Genomic DNA, 17825 nt, shown 5'->3' on the forward strand with positions numbered 1-17825 from the left:
GGGCAAGCTTTTTTTAGCGAGCTGTGGTATATTTTGACCAATATGAGTTTCGATCCTACGTTGGAGGAGAGTCGGCTTGCATTGAAAAAGACCAGTTTGTTGGCCAAATTTTTGATTTCGTACATTTTGGTGCTTCTGCTTCCCACCATCATCATACTCGTCTATTATTATCCCTACTCCGCGAAAATCGCGAAGGACAAGGAGATGGATTGGAACGCGCACGTGACCGAGCAGTTCATGACCTCCATGGACATTTTTACGCGGTATGTGTACGATCTGCCGACGGAGCTGCTGCAGAACCGGGACTTGAAGCTGTATGCGGCGATGGAGAACGACTATCAGCGGATCGTCATCGCGAACGAGATGAAGAAGTACAACGCGACGGACGATTTTATCGACAACACGCTGCTGTACGTCAAAAATATAGGGTATTTATTCGCAAAAACTGGAAGCGTTTACAACGTGGACGATTTCGCCCGGCGGGGGGTCGGGTATTATTACGAGAACTGGCCGCACGAGGAGATGTTCAGGCAGCTCGACCGCCTTGTCCTGCCGGCCGTCCGGCCGGCCGAGGACGTCATCGTGCCCGGCAGCAACCGGATGCGGATGCTGACGTTCCTGCTGCCGCTGCCGCTCGGCGGGGAAAATTCGCCCGGGGCGGTTCTCATCCTGGTCAAGGAAGAGACGGTCATCCGCATGATGAAGTCCGTATCCGAATCGTACAGCGGCGATTTCTTCGTCTTCGATGAGAAGGGCAACCGGCTCGTATCCTCGGATGCCGCCGCTTTCGGGAATTCGGACGAATTCCGGGCGCTGGTAGCCCGGCTGGGCGAGAGCGGCTCGGGCTCGGACACCTATCGGATCGACGGGCAGGACGTGATCGTGTCGTACAACGTCTCGGAGAAGAACGGCTGGCAGTACGTCAGTCTGCTGCCCGTGTCCGAATCGCTGGAGAGCATCCGCGCGATTCAGCGGAACACCGTCGTTCTCGTGCTGCTGATCCTGCTCGCGGAAGTCGTCGTCATTTACGTGTCGATCCGCAAAAATTATCATCCGATCAAAAAGCTGGTCAGCCTGGCGACGGATGTGTTCGAGCCTCGGGAGCCGAAGCGGATGAACGAGATCGAGACGATCCAATACGCGCTCGACCGACTTTCCTCCGCCAACAGCAAGCTGGACGAAAGCGTGAGGCGCACGCTGCCGATCATGCGGGACAATCTGCTGTTCGAGCTGGCAAGCGGCCATTTCGAGGATTGGGAATCGTTCCGGCGGGAAGCGGCCGAATACGGAGTAGCCATCGAAGGGCCGCTCGTAACGGCGGCCGTCTTGTCCTTCGAGCCGGGCGGCGAGGACGGCTTGGGCGTGGCGGAGCATTGCCGGAGCGCGGAAGGAAGGCTGCCGGAGGGCGCCAATGGCTATTTCTTCAAAAGCATCTACAAGCAGGAGATGATCTTCGTCTGCAGCCATGCGGCGGATTTCCCGTTAAAATCGTACTTGGACGGGGTTCGGCGCGAGCTCGCCGCGCGGACCGGCATGCAGCCCCTGATCGGGATCGGGACGCCGCAAAGCGCGGACCGCCCGGAGGGCGTTCACTTGTCCTATTTGCAGGCCGCGCGCACGGCCGAGCATCTTCGCATACGGAAGCACGACGCGATGCTCGTGTTTAACGAAATCGAGGTTTCGCAGACCGGCGCCGTCTCCTATTTCGCCGAGCTGCTGCAATCGCTCGAAATGGCGATTTTGAAAAACGACGCCGGCGTCGTAGAATCGGTCATGGACCGGATCATCGACTATTTCGGCAGCGACGGGATGCCGCCGCACATGGTAAGAACGGTCTACTTGAACACGATAAGCGTCATCCTCAACGGCCTGACGAGGTTCCGTCCGGACGACGGCAGCCTGCTCATGCTGACGGACGCCGCCTTCCAGCAGCGCTATACGATCGGGCAGATGGCCGGGATCATGCGGGAAAGCTGCGGCAAGCTTTGCGATATTATCCGCGCCACGCTGCCTTCGTCCCGAACCGCGTCGCGGGAGGAGATCGTGGCGGTCATTGAGAAGCATGGGATGGACCACGATTTCTCGCTGCAGAAGATGGCCGATCATTTCGGCATGTCGCTCTCCGGCTTCAGCTATCACTTCAAAAAAACGATGGGGCAAAATTTCAAGGAATACATCGACCGGCTCCGCATTCAGAAATCGAGCCAACTGCTGCGGAGCACGGACGAGACGCTCGACTCGGTCGCGCAGCAGGTCGGCTATTCGAATACGTCCAGCTTTATCCGCGCCTTCAAAAAAATCGTCGGCACGACGCCCGGCCAGTACAGAGATACGCATAGGCAAGCGTAAACGGCCGACCTGCGCGCGAACCGTTAGCAGTCTCTAGTACATGTCCGCTTCTATGCCGACCTTTGGGGGCTCGCCGCAAGCCGCTGCCGCAGCCTTCAGGCGGGCAGCGGCTTTTTTTGAACATATGCAGTTTTTCGAAGGGCAGGGAACGCCATAATTGCAATCGCTTACACGAATTTCGGGATAACCGCTTTCAAAAACTGGCGACCGCTCAAAAAATGTCCGTTTACGGCGCGAAGGGCGAGGCGATAGAGTGAGGGGGCAAAGCGAAATCGGACCTCATCGAACGGACAACGACGCAGACCAAACGATTTTGCTTGCCATATTATTCGAGGGGGTAACGCTAGTGAGGAAGAGGATTCATTTGCTGCTGTCGCTCATTCTGGTCGTATCCGCAGTACTGGCAGGCTGTTCGGGCTCTAATGGGGGGGACGGAAATGAAAGCGTTAACGAAGGTTCCGGCAGCGGGGGAGGAAGCGGCGAGAAGGTGAAATTGACGGCCGTCATTACGAAGCATCCGCTTACGAAGCCGCTCGGCGAGATGGAATGGCTCCAGCAGGTCGAGGACGCCGCGGGCGTCGATATCGAATGGCAGGAAATTACGGCCGACTGGGGGCAGAAGAAGGGCACGATGCTGGCAAGCGGCGACGTTCCGGACTTGTTCGTCGGCCCCAACGTGATCACGGATGCCGATTTCGCGCAATTCCAAGGATTGTTCCAGGACTTGTCCGAGCTGACCGAGCAGGCGCCGAACGTGCAGCAGATGTTCGCCGAGAAGCCGGAGACGAAGGCGATCGCCACGCAGCGGGACGGCCGCATTTACGGCTTGCCGAAATACCAGGCGTTCTGGCCGGATACCGTCAATCGGCAGTACATTAATCAGCAATGGCTCGATAACCTTGGCCTGAGCGCGCCGACGACATGGGATGAATTATATGAAGTCCTGCTGGCGTTCAAAGAGAAGGACGCGAACGGCAACGGGGATCCAAGCGACGAGATCCCGATGGACTGGCCGGGCGGCATCGGCGGTTATTTCAATCCGGCCGTGCTCCTCGGGGGCATGGGAATCACGCTCGCTTCGGAAGTAAGCGGACAGGGCTATTTCGTCGAGGACGGCCAAGTGAAAAACTTCCTGACCGACGACCGCTACAAAGAGATGGTCATGTTCCTGAACAAGCTGTACAAGGCCGGCTTGATCAATCCCGAGGTGTTCACGCACGACTATACGAAATTCCAATCGGTCGCCCGCGGCGAAGGGGATACGGCGAAGGTCGGCTTCACCTGGGGCTGGGTCGCGTCGGACCGGTTCGGCGAGCAGGTCGCGCCTCAATACGCTTCGCTGCCGCCGCTTAAGGCATCGGCCGGTTATTCGGGCCCGCTGTCCTGGAGCTACGATTATTATTCCATGAATTTCGGAACCAACCATATCGTCATGTCGGCGAAAACGAAAAACAAAGAGGCGGCGATGCGATTCATCAACGAGCTGTATAGTCCGAAGGTCGGCATCCAGGTGTTGTTCGGCTCGATCGGACCGAACATTAAGGACAACGGCGACGGAACCTATGCCGTGCTGCCGCCGCAGGACGCGAAGATGGACCCGGGAACGTGGAAGTGGACCTCGACGTGGGCCGACAACGGCGCGTTCTACATTTCCGACTCGACGGAATTGACGCTCGGCACGGACATGCAGGAGGTGCTGACGCATTCGGAGCCGCTGAAGGGCGTCCTGGAGCAGGTCAACCCGGAAACGGACGTATACCCGGCCATGTTCATCAAATACGAGACGGCCGACAATAACGCGATGAGCCTGAACAATACGAACGTCATGAATTTGGCCAACGCAAGCTTCGCGAAGTGGGTCACGAAAGGCGGCGTCGAGAACGAATGGGACGCCTACGTGAACGAAAGCAAGAAGGCCGGCCTCGACCAGAACCTGGAAATCATGCAGAAGTACTACGAAGAATACATGAGCAAGCAATAACCAAATCAGCTGGCGGAAGAAGCCGCTCCGCGCCTTGAAGAGGGAGCGGCTTTCTTCCTCGAAGGGGGATTTCGATGCGCCCTGGATCGCTTCTCAGCGCGCTTAAACGCGACTATCAGTTATGGATCATGGTATTGCCCGCCATCGCCGTCATCTTTATTTTCAGCTATATCCCGATGTACGGGGTGCAGCTCGCATTCCGGGACTACGATTTCAGCAAAGGGCTTACCGGAGGGGAATGGCAGGGGCTGCACTATTTCAAGCAGTTTATCGACAGCTATTTATTTACCGACCTGATGAGGAATACGTTCTTTATCAGCTTCGCGACGATCGTCGTCGGCTTTCCCGCCCCGATCGTCCTGGCGCTCGTCCTGAACCAGATCCGAAGGAAAAAGGCGAAGCAGCTCATGCAGACGACGGTATACCTGCCCCACTTTATTTCGGTCATCGTGCTCGTCGGCATGCTGAACGTCCTGCTGTCGCCGGAGACGGGCATTGCCGGCCATCTGATGAAAGCCGCGGGGCTCGGCCACATCAACCTGCTCGCTTCGACTTCTACATTCATCCCGACTTACGTCCTGTCGGATATTTGGCAGCACTGCGGCTGGAACAGCATCATCTATTTGGCGGCGCTGTCGACCGTAGACCCGCAGCTGTACGATTCCGCCAAAATGGACGGAGCAAGCCGGTGGCAGACGATCCGCTATATCGACTTTCCGGCGCTGATCCCGACGATCGTCATTTTGTTCATCCTCAGCATGGGGAACATTCTGAGCACCGGCTTCGAAAAAATTTTCCTGATGCAAAACGCGCTCAACCTGCCGGTGTCCGAGGTGATCGCGACGTACGTGTACAAAATCGGCATCGTATCCAATCAGTTCAGCCTCGCTTCGGCGATCGGCGTGTTCAATACGGTCATCAATTTTATTTTCCTGTTTGCGATGAACGCCATATCCAGGCGCGTTTCCAATACGAGCTTGTTCTAACGGCTTAGGCGAAGGAGGAGTACCTATGGTTCGTCATCGGCTTAGCGGCGGCGAAATCGTGTTTCGAGCCGTCTTATTCGCGCTGTGCGCCGTCATATTTCTGGCGGTCGCGTATCCGCTTTACTTCATCGTCATCGCTTCCATAAGCGATTCCACGATGGTGGCGACCGGCAAAGTGTTGTTATTTCCGAAGGGAATCAGCTTCTTCGGATACAATGAAATTTTCCGCGACGAGCGGATTTGGACCGGATACCGGAATACCGTTTTTTACACGCTGGCCGGCACGTTCGTCAATCTGCTGTTCACCTTGCCCGCGGCCTACGTGCTGTCAAGGAAAGAATTCAAGGCGAGGCGCTTCATCATGTTCGCGTTCGTCTTCACGATGTTTTTCAACGGCGGCCTGATCCCGACCTACCTGCTTATGAAGGATCTGCATCTGACGAATACGTTCTGGGTGTTCATCCTTCCGTTCTGCGTCAACGTGTTTTATTTGATTATCGCGCGGACGTTCTTCGAAGCCTCGCTGCCCCCCGAGCTGTACGAGGCCGCTGCGATGGACGGCTGCTCGCATTTCTTCTATTTCGTCAAGGTGGCGCTGCCGCTGTCCAAAGCGCTAATTTCCGTCGTCGGGCTGTACTATCTGGTCGGGCATTGGAACGATTTTTTCACCGCGCTTATTTATATCCGGGACAACGAGCTTAAGCCGCTGCAAATTATTTTGCGGGATATTCTGCTGTCGAACCAGGTGTTCGCGGGCGGCGCCGGCACCGGCGGGGCTTCGGGCGGCTATGCGCAGAAGTACGCCGATCAAATCAAATACGGCGTCATCATCGTATCGACGCTGCCGATTCTCGTCCTCTACCCGTTTCTGCAAAAATATTTCGAGAAAGGCGTGATGATCGGCTCCGTCAAAGGTTGATCGGGGGATGCGGAGCGGGCTCGCAGGAACAATCTTGGACTTTCTTTTTCGCTGCGATTGAGCGAATATAGACGTATATCGCGTTAAAGCGGCGGAAAGGAGAGGATGACGGCGATGCAGGCGGGTTTGTTCAAGCGGGAGTGGCTGGAGCGGGACGCGTGCGCCCTTGCCACCGCCTATTATTTCAAGCAGTGGGACCATTTCGACATGCCCTTTCACCGCCACGACGCGGTCGAAATCATGTACGCGATCAGCGGCGTTTGCCGGATCGAGATGGAAAGCGACGATATGCCGCTAAGGCACGTCGAGCTGAAGAAAGGCGAATTCATCATTCTGAACGCCGACCTTCCGCATCGGCTCATTGTCGAATCCCATACGCCGTGCCGGATGCTGAACATTGAATTCAAGGCGGGCGGCGAGCGGGAAGGGTCCGCCTCGGTCAGGCAGCTGGCCGGTCAGGATCGGGATTTGCGGAGCCTGCTCGATGCTCCCGCTCCATACCTGGTGCTAAAGGATTCCAGCGACGTCTACCAGACGCTCAAAATGCTCGTCCTCGAGCTGGACGGCCTGGGCAAGGAGCCCGGGCCGATGATCGGCCTCTTGTTCCACCAGCTGCTCATCCTGATCGCCCGCCTTCACCGGGAATCCGCCTGCGACGGCTCGCAGCAGCATGATTTGTACATGAACAAGTGCCTGCAATTCATTCACCATAATTACGACCGGGACATTCAGGCGAAGGACATCGCCGCCGCGGTCAACCTGCATCACGGTTACTTGCACCGGATATTCAGGGCCCGGCTCGGGCAGAGCATCACGGAATATTTGACGGAGCTGCGACTGGAGAAGGCGAAGATGCTGCTTCGGCAGACGGATATCCCGATTGCGGACATTTGCGAATACATCGGCGTGGGCAGCAGGGAATATTTCCATGCCTGGTTCAAGAAGAACGCGGGCGTTACGCCGGTCAAGTACCGGTCGGAGAACAACGGCATAGATCGGAAAACAATGCGCGCGGAATTGGCGTTTAGCAAGGATACATTAGAATGAAGTGACGATTTCTTACACCTGTGAAGCGATCAAGTCACGATTTTGATACCGTTTTCGAATAATCGTCGATTACAATGTAGGGGAGATCTAACGGATCGACTAAGGCGATTATCGGAGGCTGATGAATTTGTCCAACTTTAAAATTGCGTTTATCGGAGCAGGGTCGATCGGCTTCACGCGCGGGCTGCTTCGCGACCTGCTGTCGGTGCCCGAGTTCGCGAACATCGAAGTCGCGTTCACGGACATTAACGCGCATAACCTCGAAATGGTGACGGCGCTGTGCCAAAGGGATATTCGGGAGAACGGCTTGTCGATCGACATTCAGTCGACCACGGACCGCCGCGAGGCGCTCAAAGGCGCCAAATACGTCATTTGCACCATTCGCGTCGGCGGGCTTGAAGCTTTCGCGACGGACGTCGACATTCCGCTGAAGTACGGCGTCGATCAATGCGTGGGCGATACGCTATGCGCGGGCGGCATCATGTACGGCCAGCGCGGCATCGCGGAGATGCTGAACATTTGCCGCGACATTCGCGAGGTTGCCGCTCGCGACGTCCTGCTGCTCAACTACGCGAACCCGATGGCGATGCTGACGTGGGCCTGCAACAAATACGGCGGCGTGCGGACGATCGGCCTGTGTCACGGCGTGCAGGGCGGTCACTGGCAAATCGCGCAGGCGTTCGGCCTGAAGCAAGAGGAAGTCGATATTGTTTGCGCGGGCATCAATCATCAAACCTGGTACGTTCAAATTAAGCATAACGGCGAGGATTTGACGGGCAAGCTGCTCGAGGCGTTCGAGAATCATCCGGATTTCAGCCGCACGGAGAAGGTAAGGATCGACATGCTACGCCGATTCGGCTATTACAGCACGGAGTCGAACGGGCACTTAAGCGAATACGTGCCTTGGTACCGCAAGCGGCCTGAGGAGATCAACGATTGGATCGACCTGAGCTCCTGGATTAACGGGGAGACGGGCGGTTATTTGCGAGTATGCACCGAGGGTCGCAATTGGTTCGAGACCGACTTCCCGAACTGGATGAAGGATCCGGCGAACGAGTTCAAGAGCGAGCTTCGCAGCCACGAGCACGGCTCGTACATTATCGAAGGGCTCGAAACCGGACGCGTCTACCGCGGGCATTTCAACGTGGTCAATAACGGCGTTATTTCGAATCTGCCGGCGGACGCCGTCATCGAGGCGCCGGGCTACGTCGACCGCAACGGCATCTCGATGCCGACCGTCGGCGATCTGCCGCTCGGCCCGGCGGCGGTATGCAGCGTGAGCATCTCGGTGCAGCGGCTTGCCGTCGAAGCGGCCGTAAGCGGCGACGACAAGCTGCTGCGGCAGGCGTTCATGATGGATCCGCTCGTCGGCGCCGTCTGCAATCCGAAGGAGATTTGGCAAATGGTCGACGAGATGCTCGTGGCCCAGGAGCAATGGCTTCCGCAGTACGCGGGCGCGATCGCCGAAGCGAAGAAGCGGCTGGCGGAAGGGCCGCTGCTGCCGACGCGCGATTACAAAGGGGCGGCCCGCCTGAAGGTGAAGACCGTCGAGGAGATGCAGCTCGACCGCGAGGCGGCGAATAAAAACGCGGGCGAATCGGACAAAGGGAAAGAGCGCGTCTAACGGGCGTACCGCAGCTCGACGGGTTCCAGCTTCGCGGCGGGAGGGCTCCAAGCCGGCGGGCCGAATTTGCGGATATAGCCAAGCTTGTTCACGAATTCGTCCACCGGCTGCTCCTCCTCGAGCTTGCGGAACAGCTCCCAGCAGGCGATGACGTCGTTCAGCGCCCGGTGTCCGCCGACGAGCGGAATGCCGTAACGGCCGCACATGTCGCCGAGCGTATGCGGTTAAAAATGCCTTGCGCGGCTGATCGTCAGCGTGTCGATGAAGCTGTTAGGGAACGAACGTCCCGCGATTCGCAGCAGCGAATGATGCAGGAAGCCGAGGTCGAAGGCGGCGTTATGCGCGATCAGGACATGGTCGCCGATCATCCGGTTCAATATGCGGAAGGCGGTATCTTCGTCCATGCCGGTCGCGGTCATTTCGTCGGTTATGCCGGTCAGCTCCGTGATCTTGGCGGACAGCTTGCCGTCGAAGCGTACGAGCGTGCTGAATTCGCTGGCGATTTCGCCGTCGACGCAGCGGATCGCCGCCATTTCGATGACGCGGTCTTTCCTCGGGTCGAGGCCGCTCGTCTCGAAATCGATGACCGTGAAGGATCGGGTTTTCATTATGTATCACCACTTTACTGGAAAAGGATCGTTATGTATCCTTTCGCCAAAAAACGCCAATCCCCTTCTTTTTGGCCGAACGAAAACGACCCATCGCCGCTCCTGCCGGAGCGGTCGATGGGTCGCTTTCGCATGCAGAAGTCAGATGCGCCTAGTGGTTGTTGCCGGACGCATTGCCCTTCTTGTCCTTCGATTTGGTCTTTGTATTTTGCGTCGCGTGACCTTGCTGCTTGGACATGTGGATTCCCTCCTTTTCCGCGCGATGGTGGTAGTGTGTGAAGAAAGGGGAACGCGCTATTCATGCCGATTCCGCTATTTCAAGTACAGCCTGCACGCTTAAACGGGCGAACGAGAGACATAAACGCGGATTACCCCTCCATGGGCGGTTCCCAGGCGAGGAGACAGGCGATTTTTGAGACGAGAACGCTTTCTTGCTTGAAAGCGGCGACGTTCGCATATGGTAAAATGGACAAAAAGAGCTTTACGATACGATAACATCGGGGGATGCCGACTATGCGAACGGTGACGGGGATTTTGGCCAGATTGAGCAGGATGAAAGGAACGCCGCTTCCTCCTGAGCGAAGGCTGGGCAAGGATGCGGTCACCGCCTTGACGATCCATTGCTGCTTTCAATTCGGCGCGTCGATGTCGGGGTTGTTCCTAAACCTGTACTTGTGGCGGCTTACGCAGGATTTGGTCGTGAACGGGATATATAATCTCATCGTATTTCTGCTGACGCCGCCCGCCTTCGCCCTTGGCGGATGGATCGCGAAGAAGCGGGATCGGATGGTAACGTATCGGCTCGGCATCGTCATGATTGCCGTTTTTTATTTGTTCGTCGTCATTGCCCAGGAGCGGGTCGCGGAATTTTACATAGGGTTTGCCATCTTTAACGGAATCGCGGCGGGCTTGTACTGGACCGGATACCTGGTCATCCAATACGACGTATCGACGGAAGCGAACCGGATCCGGTTCCTGGCGATGAACATGGTCTTCTTCAACGCCGCGGGGCTTGCCGGCCCGGCGCTTGCGGGCTTCGTCATTCAGCGCAGCGAAGGGCTGCAGGGCTATATCTTCATCTTCATGCTGGCGTTCGCGATGTTCGTGGTCGCCGCCATCGTCAGCTTCCGCATTCCGATGGTTCCGTCGCATCACAAAGTTTATTACTTGAAGCTCATGGGACTCGTCATGAACCGGAACAAGCGATGGCTGAGGGCGCTGTACAGCTTCTTCATTCTCGGCCTCTTCCAGGGGATCATGCTGTTTCTGCCGAATATTTTGCTGTTTCAAACGGTCGGGCGCGAGGACTGGGTCGGTTATTTGGGCGTTTTCTTCTCCTCGCTGACGGTTGCGACCGGTTACGTCATCTCGCGCAAGGCGCAGAAGGAGCATGTGCGCAAGTACGTGCTGCTGTCCACGACCGGCGTCGTCATCGGCTCGTCGCTGCTGCTCATCCGCGTGGAGTTTTGGTCGGTCGCGACGTTCATGATCCTGTTCTCGATCTGCAACCCGCTTGCGATCAACACGCTGACTTCCTACTACTACCGGCTGATCGGATCGCTGCCGCTCAAAGGCCAGCTCCGCGTCGAATCGGTCGTCATGCGGGAGCTGTTCCTGAACGTCGGGCGGGTCGTCGCCATCACGCTGCTAATCGTGCTGGCGGGCGATCTGCAGTCCGGCTGGCTGCCGGTCGTGCTGTTCGCCATGGCCGTTCTCCAATATTTGTTGTTTCTGTGCATCAAGGAGAAGCGGGAAGGGGAGCAGGAGTCGGCCGGGACGGGGCATTAACGCATACTCTCGACAAAAAGATCGCTCATAAGGCGCCTTTCGGCGCTTGGTGAGCGATCTTTTTCAAATATAAGAATTATAAGATTGGACAAATAAATTAGCTTATATTTCATCGCGAAACGAGTTTATGCCCCCATAGGACAGCACTTGCCGTTTCCGCTTGATCGCGGCTATAGTCGCTAGCGCTTGTAAAAGACGACGAGCACGCAGGCGAGCAGCAAAATAACGATGGCGATGCCCGCTGCGGCCGCTTCCTGCGGGCTGCCTTGTGCCGCCGCGGCTTGCGCGCCAGGCGCTCCGAAGCCGCCGCCCATGCCGCCCATGCCGCCGTCGCGGTCGGGCCTCATCCCGCCGCCGAAGCCGCCCTGCCCAGGCATCTGCCCGTCCGGCGGGGCAAATCCGTCCGGCGGGGCCTGCCCGCCTTGCGCGGCGGCGCCGTCCTGCTGCGCCATAGCCGGCGCATCGGCCTCGCCGCCTTGGCCGGCGTCCGGCGGCATATTCTGCCCGCCGCCGCCCATGCCGCGTCCGCCGCCGAAGCCGCCGGTGCCGCTGCCGGAGCCGTCGCCCGACGAAGCGATCGTGCCGTCGAGCTGCTGCCGGACGGAAGCCGTCTGCTCGGCGTGAAACGATACAACCTGAGCGATGCCCTGCTCATACTGGTCATACGTATAGAAGGCGGATGGATCGGCCTCGACGTAGGACGAAATCATTTGTTTCAATTCCGCCACGCGAGCTTCGAAGTTCGCCTCCGCCAAATAGCCGTCCAACATATCTGCGATGATCCGGTGATATTGTTCCTTATAGGCTTCTACCTGCAGCAGCTTGGCGACGAGCGGCCGGTCGGCGAGCGCGCCCGACGTCGGCTCGTCGATCAGGACGCCCGATCCGCCGAAGCCGCCGAAGGACATGTTGTAGTCCCAAGGCAGGATGGAGAAAATGCCTTCCCGCTCGTACAAGTAGTAGTTATGCTTGTTCTGTCCGAGATAGCTGTCGAAGTTGCCGGAGACGGCGTTCAGGGCGATGAACTTCAGCGCCTCCTCCACGTCGAGCACGCTGTCGTAGTCCGTGCCGTTATTCAGCTCGTCCAGCATCGCCAGCAGCGCTTCGTCATCGCCCTTGTCGCTTTTGAGATCGAGCCCCGCATACGAGTCGATCGTCTCCAGCCAGTTCAGCTCGGAGCCGCTGCCGCCATTCGCTTTGTACAGCGAACCGTTCGCGTCGCCGAAGTTGCGCTCGAGATACGCGTCGCCGATTTGCTCCACCGCCAAATAAAAGCCCCACAGCTCGCCGTTGACGTAGACGTTGACGTACGAATATTTCGGCGTCGGCAGTCCCATCGCTTCCGCGAGCTCGTACGACAAAAACTCCCGCATATAAGAAGCGTCGCTGTAATTATTGTTCAGGTTGATTTTGCTTATCCCTTCGAACGTCTGATTCACGTACTCGTCGAACGAAATTTTAAAGCTGTACCGGTCGGAATCCTCCATCCGCACCACGCTGTTCAGGCTGAGGTTGCCTTTCGTCCTGATGCCCACATGCTCGAAAGTTTGTCCGTTGTATTCGATGCTCGCTCCCATGTATTCCTCGGCGCCGGCATTGTCCAGCATGTTTTGAAAATCGTCCTCGTCGATCGTAATCTTGACGTCCACGACCTTGTCCTTCGGAAAGACGGTCTCGTCAAGCTTCTGCTCTTCCTCGGACTTGGCGGCCGCTTCATCCGCCGCCGAAGAGCCGGAAACGCCGGAGGATGCGCCGCCCGCGGCGCATCCGGATAGTCCGAGCATGAGGAGCAGGGAGCAAAAGCCGAGCAGCAGGCCGCTTGGCCTCGCCTTCGCTTTCATCTTGCCGCCTCCTTCGGTTTATTGTTAAGAAACGTAGTCTCCGCTGTAGCTGATCAGCACGGCGCTTCTGACGCCGGCCAGCTCCGTCAGCTTATTGACGAATCGGCCGGACTCGTCGCGCAGGCGCACTTCGACCGTCATTTCGATATTGCCGGGCGTCACGGTCTTTTGCTTCACGTTATACCGCTTCACGAACGAGCCGATCTGCTTGTGGATGTGCTGCTCGGCCGCATCGTCGTCGCAGTTGACGACGAGCAGGTACGGGTTCTCGACGGAGCTTCCCTTCACGAAGAAGAACAGGATGAGGCCGACGACGACCGAGCCGATCACCGCGAGCGTGAAGAAGCCGGCGCCTGTCACGATGCCGGCAACCGCCGCCCAGAACAGGAAGATCAAATCGGTCGGATCCTTGATCGGCGTCCGGAAACGGACGATCGAAAGCGCGCCGACCATGCCGAGCGACAGGACGAGATTGGAGTTGATCGCGATAATGACGACGGCCGTAATCATCGTCATGCCGATTAGCGAGACGTTGAAGCTTTTGGAATAAAGGACGCCGCTGAAAATCCGTTTGTACAGCAGAAAAATAAACAGGCCGATGACGAATGCAACCCCGAGCGTTAGTAATATTTTTGCGAGGCTGATGTCCGAAGCAAAGTTTTCAAGCACCGATTTTTTGAGAATGTCCGTAAAATTCGTCGTCGTATCGTTCGCCGCGGCTGCGGCAGTCGTGTTCGTTTCCATTTTAATAATCCTCCCATGCGTTGAGTTTCAAATATTTGCGGCAAATAACGTATTTCGAAGCCGACTGCCGGTTCAGGCCTTCGAGCTGCAAAGCGGTTCGGATGTAGGCTGGAATGTATTCGTCGAACTTGACCTCAAGGATGATCAGGCCGTTGTCGATCGCCCGCACGGTCGAAAGCGACCGGTCGAAAATATCGACGGCATGGAGACCGGTCCGCAGCTCCTTGTCAAAGGTGATGCGCACGTTCCCCCTCTCGCAGACGTAAGGCTCCCGGACATAATCGACGATGACCTTCGGCCTGAGCAGGTTATGCTTCATCTCGTCGTGGATTTCATGCAGAAGCGGTCGGTCCGGCTCCTTCAGCACCTCGTACCGGCCGGTCAGCAGCTCGTCGTACATCGCTCTCGTAAGCGGTTCCTTCACCTTGGCGATGTAATCCTTGAATTTGATTTTTTTCTCGAAATGAATGACGCCGTCGCAGCCGTTATAAATGCGGATCCGGTATTTGACCCGGTCGCGGATGCCGCCGAGCTTCTCGTGCAGCGCTTTGTTGTCAATATCGTCGAAGTACAGGCTTCGGATATGGTACTCGCCCGTCGGACCTGCATGCTTGTCCGGCTTCATCAGCCCCTTGAGCCGCTGGCGGATGACGTAATATTGGTGATGGTTGACGAAAAATTTAAGCTCGTTGCGATACTTCAGCTTGTTGTTCATGTTCACACCCCGTTTCCCGTTCAGGTCTTCGCCTTGCTTACAAGAGCTATTGTAATGATCTTTACTTATTCTTAACTTAAGGCCGGCTGAAAGATTGCTGAATGATCCGTTCGCGGATTAATTGAGGAAGGAAAAATGCTTTTCTGCTCTGCTGCACGAATGCAGCTTGGAGCGACCCGCGTGAAGCAACAAAAAAAGGCCGTCCCGCGAGCCAATAAGGCTGGGGACGACCCTTTCGTTAGCGAAGCGGCAGGCGGATTCGGAAGGTCGTTCCGTCGCCGGGCTTGCTTTCGACGTCGATGCCGCCGCGGTGGGCTTCGACGATCGCTTTCGTGATGGCGAGACCGAGCCCCGCGCCGCCGGATTTTCTCGTTCTCGACGATTCGCTGCGATAGAACCGCTCGAACAGGTGGGGCAGATGCTCCTCACCGATTCCGGAGCCGTTATCCGATACGGTAAGCTCGGCGTTCCCGTCCGAGACGCCAAGCGTCAGCCGGATGATCCCCGAATCCGCGTCGGTATGCTGAACCGCGTTAAGGAACAGGTTCAGGACAACCTGCTTCAGCTTATCCGCATGAAACGAACCTTCCGCGTCGTCGTTCAATTCGAGCTCCACGCGCCGGCTGCCGGCAAGCAGGCGCAGCTGCGGCTCCATCTCCAGCAGCAGCCCGCTCAAAGACGCGTCCGCCAGCTGAAGCTGCGGCTCCTGGTCCAGCTTGGCGAGCGCGAGCAAATCTTCCACGAGCTTGTTGATCCGCTTCGATTCCAGCTGCATGCTGTTCAGCGCCCGAACCAGCTGCTCGGGTTTCGAGGCGGCCCCGCGCAGCAGCACCTCGAGAAAGCCGTGGATCGAGGTGAGCGGCGTACGCAGCTCGTGGGAAGCGTCGGCGATGAAGCGGCGCATCCGCTCCGTCGTCCGCCGCTCCGCTTCGAATGAGGCGTCCAGCCGCTCCAGCATGCCGTTGAACGCGTCGGACAAGCTGTCGATTTCTTCCTGTCCTTGGCTTACCGGGAGCCTCGTGCTTAAGCTGCCCGCATCCGTAAGCCGGGCGGCGCGCACGACCCGGGACAGCGGCTGAAGCGTCCGGCGAAGCAGCGGCAAATAAACCGCGAGCCCCGCGGCCAGCGCGGCGATGGACAAGCCCGAGAAGATGGCCAGCTGCGTCATGAGAAGCTGGCGCAGCGAACCGGTTTCCGTGCTGACCTGGATCAGCCCCTCCGCCCGGCCGGGCGGCCCGGCTTGCCGGTAGACGACGAGCTGCTCCTCGCCCTCGGAATTGTCCGCGATCCTATAGGTCGTTTCTTTGCGCCGCATGTTCAATTGTTTTACGATGCGATCGTACTCGTCCGCGGTCAAGACGGGCGGATCGGCGGTTCCGTCCTTCGATATATCCGTAACGGTGCCGTCCGCGCCGATGACGGCGATCGATAATCCCGGCTGATATTGAATCGGCGATTCCCGGTGGCTTCGCTTTGGCCGCTCGCCTTGGCCGGAGCCTTCCGGCATCCCCGGGTCTTCCGGTTCGTCAGCTCCGTCCGGCGCGCGGCGGTCCGTAAACCAGTCTCCGGGCATCGCCATAATTTGGGCGCCTATCGCCTCGGCTTTGTTCTGGTAGACAAAATCCTTCATGAGAATAGATTGAAGCGCCCCGACCAGCAGGAACAAGGCGGCCAAAATGAACAACGCGCGGCTAAGGAGCTGGTACTTGAGCGAGCCGGGAGCGAAAAACCGTCTGACGGCGTCGATCGGGGAACCCTTCATGGCAGGTCCATCCTGTAGCCGGCTCCCCGGAGGGTGCGAATGAGCCGATGCTCCTTGTCGTTCAGCTTATCGCGGAGCGACCGGATATACACCTCGACGATATTTTCTTCCCCGCCGAATTGATAGCCCCACACCTTGTCCAAAATGAGCGCTTTGCTCAGCACGACGCCGTTGTTCATGACAATGAACCGGAGCAGCTCGTATTCCGTCGGGGAGAGCTCCAGAATCCGGCCGTCGTAAGCCATCTCCTTCCTCCGGTCGTCGAGCCGGAACGGGCCGTAGCTGACCTCCCCGAGCAAATTCGGAAATTGGTTGCGCAGCCTCGCGCCGATGCGGGCGAGCAGCTCGCTGAAGCTGAACGGCTTCACCACGTAGTCGTCGGCGCCCAGCGTCAGCCCTTTGACGCGGTCTTCGACCTCATCCTTGGCCGTCAGCATAATGACGGCGATGTTGTCGCCGGTCGAACGAAGCGCCCGGCACACTTCGAAGCCGTTCACGCCCGGCATCATAACGTCCAGCACGACGACGTGGGGCTTGAACGACGCGGCTTCCAGCAGCGCGGCTTCTCCGTCCGAGGCCGTCCTGACGTCGAATCCCTCGTTAACCAATCCGAGCTCCAAAAACTGCACGATATTCGGCTCGTCGTCGACCAGCAATATTTTTATTCCCGCAAAGGATGTCATCGTTGTCGCTCCTCTCGTCAGTTAACGTCTATTATCCGCTTTTTTAGGAGAGGTTGCATCCCTCTCGGGCACATCCTCAGCAAATTTTCAGCAATCGAAATTGAAATGCAATGATTTTGAAAAAATGGAGATAGTAATACGGGTAATTCAATTCAATAACAAAAGGATGGTGTATTTGGCGTGCAAGACTGTCAAGATGTAGTGGATCTCGGTGGGAAAAAGACAAAGAAAGGCCGGCTTGCAGCTAAGTACATAGGCTTGCTGATGCTGGCCTTCGCGCTGATGATCGCGATGCCGGATATCGGGCTTGCCGTCGGCAAGGGAGCGAAAGGGCCGGATGTTTATGTCATTCAAGGCATGTTGAAATCGCTCGGCAGCTATTCGGGTCCAATCGACGGCCATTACAGCGCGGCAACGGTGCGAGGCGTAAAGTATTATCAGAAAACGCACGGCTTGAAGCCAACCGGCTCGGTCGACGCGGCAACGATGAAGTCCATTACCTATACGTATACGGCCTTAAAAACTGGCAAGGGCGGTAAAGGCCAGGCGAAGTGGAAAGCGAAAGCCGGAGGCATGGGCCAAGGCGGCGCAGGCGGTGGAGCTGGCGGCGGCGCAGGCGGCGGAGTTGGTGGCGGCGCAGGCGGCGGAGCCGGTGGCGGCGCAGGCGGCGGAGTTGGTGGCGGCGCAGGCGGCGGAGCTGGCGGCGGCGCAGGCGGCGGAGTTGGTGGCGGAGCCGGTGGCGGCGCAGGCGGCGGAGCCGAAGGCGGCAATGGCGGCG

At 57.8% G+C, this 17825-nt stretch carries 15 protein-coding genes; 8 read left to right on the top strand and 7 right to left on the bottom strand.

Features of this window, described 5'->3' with window-relative positions; genetic code table 11:
- Nucleotides 1-81 precede the first annotated feature (81 nt).
- From IDH41_RS29350 to melA, 6 genes are all read left to right on the top strand, one after another.
- Nucleotides 82-2349 (top strand): helix-turn-helix domain-containing protein, encoded by a 2268-nt coding sequence (locus IDH41_RS29350; RefSeq protein WP_223830167.1) that lies wholly within the window; start codon nt 82-84, stop codon nt 2347-2349.
- Nucleotides 2350-2695: 346 nt separating this feature from the next.
- A complete protein-coding gene (locus IDH41_RS29355; RefSeq protein WP_190867586.1) occupies nt 2696-4330 on the top strand; it encodes an ABC transporter substrate-binding protein in 1635 nt (544 codons plus the stop codon).
- Nucleotides 4331-4404: 74 nt separating this feature from the next.
- The gene (locus IDH41_RS29360) at nt 4405-5316 is read left to right on the top strand and encodes an ABC transporter permease (protein ID WP_190867588.1); all 912 of its coding nucleotides are present in this window, start codon (nt 4405-4407) and stop codon (nt 5314-5316) included.
- Nucleotides 5317-5341: 25 nt separating this feature from the next.
- The gene (locus IDH41_RS29365; RefSeq protein ID WP_190867590.1) at nt 5342-6235 is read left to right on the top strand and encodes a carbohydrate ABC transporter permease; all 894 of its coding nucleotides are present in this window, start codon (nt 5342-5344) and stop codon (nt 6233-6235) included.
- Between the two features lie 114 nt (nt 6236-6349).
- The gene (locus tag IDH41_RS29370) at nt 6350-7282 is read left to right on the top strand and encodes a helix-turn-helix transcriptional regulator (protein WP_190867592.1); all 933 of its coding nucleotides are present in this window, start codon (nt 6350-6352) and stop codon (nt 7280-7282) included.
- Nucleotides 7283-7409: 127 nt separating this feature from the next.
- Nucleotides 7410-8906 carry an alpha-glucosidase/alpha-galactosidase gene (gene melA, locus IDH41_RS29375; protein ID WP_317890839.1) on the top strand — a complete coding sequence of 499 codons (1497 nt, stop codon included), beginning with the start codon at nt 7410-7412 and terminating at the stop codon, nt 8904-8906.
- On the opposite strand, the gene IDH41_RS31640 is transcribed toward melA, so the two are convergent.
- Both IDH41_RS31640 and IDH41_RS31645 read right to left on the bottom strand, forming a co-directional pair.
- A complete protein-coding gene (locus IDH41_RS31640) occupies nt 8903-9112 on the bottom strand; it encodes a hypothetical protein (RefSeq protein WP_223830168.1) in 210 nt (69 codons plus the stop codon). The two genes, melA and IDH41_RS31640, sit on opposite strands and share 4 nt — an antisense overlap.
- Nucleotides 9113-9130: 18 nt before the next feature.
- Nucleotides 9131-9514, bottom strand: a complete 384-nt coding sequence (locus IDH41_RS31645) for a 3'-5' exonuclease (protein WP_223830169.1) — start codon at nt 9512-9514, stop codon at nt 9131-9133.
- A 513-nt stretch (nt 9515-10027) separates the two neighbouring features.
- On the opposite strand from IDH41_RS31645, the gene IDH41_RS29385 reads away from it, so the two are divergent.
- Nucleotides 10028-11302, top strand: coding sequence for an MFS transporter (locus tag IDH41_RS29385; RefSeq protein WP_190867596.1), 1275 nt, complete (start codon nt 10028-10030; stop codon nt 11300-11302).
- A gap of 179 nt (nt 11303-11481) precedes the next feature.
- On the opposite strand, the gene IDH41_RS29390 is transcribed toward IDH41_RS29385, so the two are convergent.
- The 5 genes from IDH41_RS29390 to IDH41_RS29410 all read right to left on the bottom strand — a co-directional run bounded on the left by IDH41_RS29390 (nt 11482) and on the right by IDH41_RS29410 (nt 17047).
- Entirely contained in the window at nt 11482-13143 is a 1662-nt protein-coding gene (locus IDH41_RS29390; protein WP_190867598.1) for a CotH kinase family protein, read from the bottom strand.
- 24 nt (nt 13144-13167) lie between these two features.
- Nucleotides 13168-13887, bottom strand: coding sequence for a DUF4956 domain-containing protein (locus tag IDH41_RS29395; RefSeq protein WP_190867600.1), 720 nt, complete (start codon nt 13885-13887; stop codon nt 13168-13170).
- 1 nt (nt 13888) lies between these two features.
- Nucleotides 13889-14602, bottom strand: coding sequence for a polyphosphate polymerase domain-containing protein (locus IDH41_RS29400; RefSeq protein WP_190867602.1), 714 nt, complete (start codon nt 14600-14602; stop codon nt 13889-13891).
- A gap of 238 nt (nt 14603-14840) precedes the next feature.
- Nucleotides 14841-16364, bottom strand: coding sequence for a sensor histidine kinase (locus IDH41_RS29405; RefSeq protein WP_190867604.1), 1524 nt, complete (start codon nt 16362-16364; stop codon nt 14841-14843).
- A complete protein-coding gene (locus IDH41_RS29410) occupies nt 16361-17047 on the bottom strand; it encodes a response regulator transcription factor (protein WP_190867606.1) in 687 nt (228 codons plus the stop codon). The genes IDH41_RS29405 and IDH41_RS29410 overlap by 4 nt, the downstream gene beginning before the upstream one ends.
- Before the next feature lie 180 nt (nt 17048-17227).
- Here IDH41_RS29410 and IDH41_RS29415 point away from each other — a divergent pair.
- Nucleotides 17228-17825: peptidoglycan-binding domain-containing protein (locus IDH41_RS29415; RefSeq protein ID WP_317890840.1), on the top strand; the 598-nt coding region annotated here is incomplete at its 3' end.

The sequence above is a fragment of the Paenibacillus arenilitoris genome, from assembly GCF_014705655.1.
Taxonomy (GTDB): domain Bacteria; phylum Bacillota; class Bacilli; order Paenibacillales; family Paenibacillaceae; genus Pristimantibacillus; species Pristimantibacillus arenilitoris.

Excerpts from the sequence above, each read along its gene's own strand:
- IDH41_RS29360 (WP_190867588.1), top strand. The coding sequence starts at position 4,405 with ATGCGCCCTGGATCGCTTCTCAGCGCGCTTAAACGCGACTATCAGTTA.
- IDH41_RS29365 (WP_190867590.1), top strand. The coding sequence starts at position 5,342 with ATGGTTCGTCATCGGCTTAGCGGCGGCGAAATCGTGTTTCGAGCCGTC.
- IDH41_RS29370 (WP_190867592.1), top strand. The coding sequence starts at position 6,350 with ATGCAGGCGGGTTTGTTCAAGCGGGAGTGGCTGGAGCGGGACGCGTGC.
- IDH41_RS31640 (WP_223830168.1), bottom strand. The coding sequence starts at position 9,112 with ATGTGCGGCCGTTACGGCATTCCGCTCGTCGGCGGACACCGGGCGCTG.
- IDH41_RS31645 (WP_223830169.1), bottom strand. The coding sequence starts at position 9,514 with ATGAAAACCCGATCCTTCACGGTCATCGATTTCGAGACGAGCGGCCTC.
- IDH41_RS29385 (WP_190867596.1), top strand. The coding sequence starts at position 10,028 with ATGCGAACGGTGACGGGGATTTTGGCCAGATTGAGCAGGATGAAAGGA.
- IDH41_RS29390 (WP_190867598.1), bottom strand. The coding sequence starts at position 13,143 with ATGAAAGCGAAGGCGAGGCCAAGCGGCCTGCTGCTCGGCTTTTGCTCC.
- IDH41_RS29395 (WP_190867600.1), bottom strand. The coding sequence starts at position 13,887 with ATGGAAACGAACACGACTGCCGCAGCCGCGGCGAACGATACGACGACG.
- IDH41_RS29400 (WP_190867602.1), bottom strand. The coding sequence starts at position 14,602 with ATGAACAACAAGCTGAAGTATCGCAACGAGCTTAAATTTTTCGTCAAC.
- IDH41_RS29405 (WP_190867604.1), bottom strand. The coding sequence starts at position 16,364 with ATGAAGGGTTCCCCGATCGACGCCGTCAGACGGTTTTTCGCTCCCGGC.
- IDH41_RS29410 (WP_190867606.1), bottom strand. The coding sequence starts at position 17,047 with ATGACATCCTTTGCGGGAATAAAAATATTGCTGGTCGACGACGAGCCG.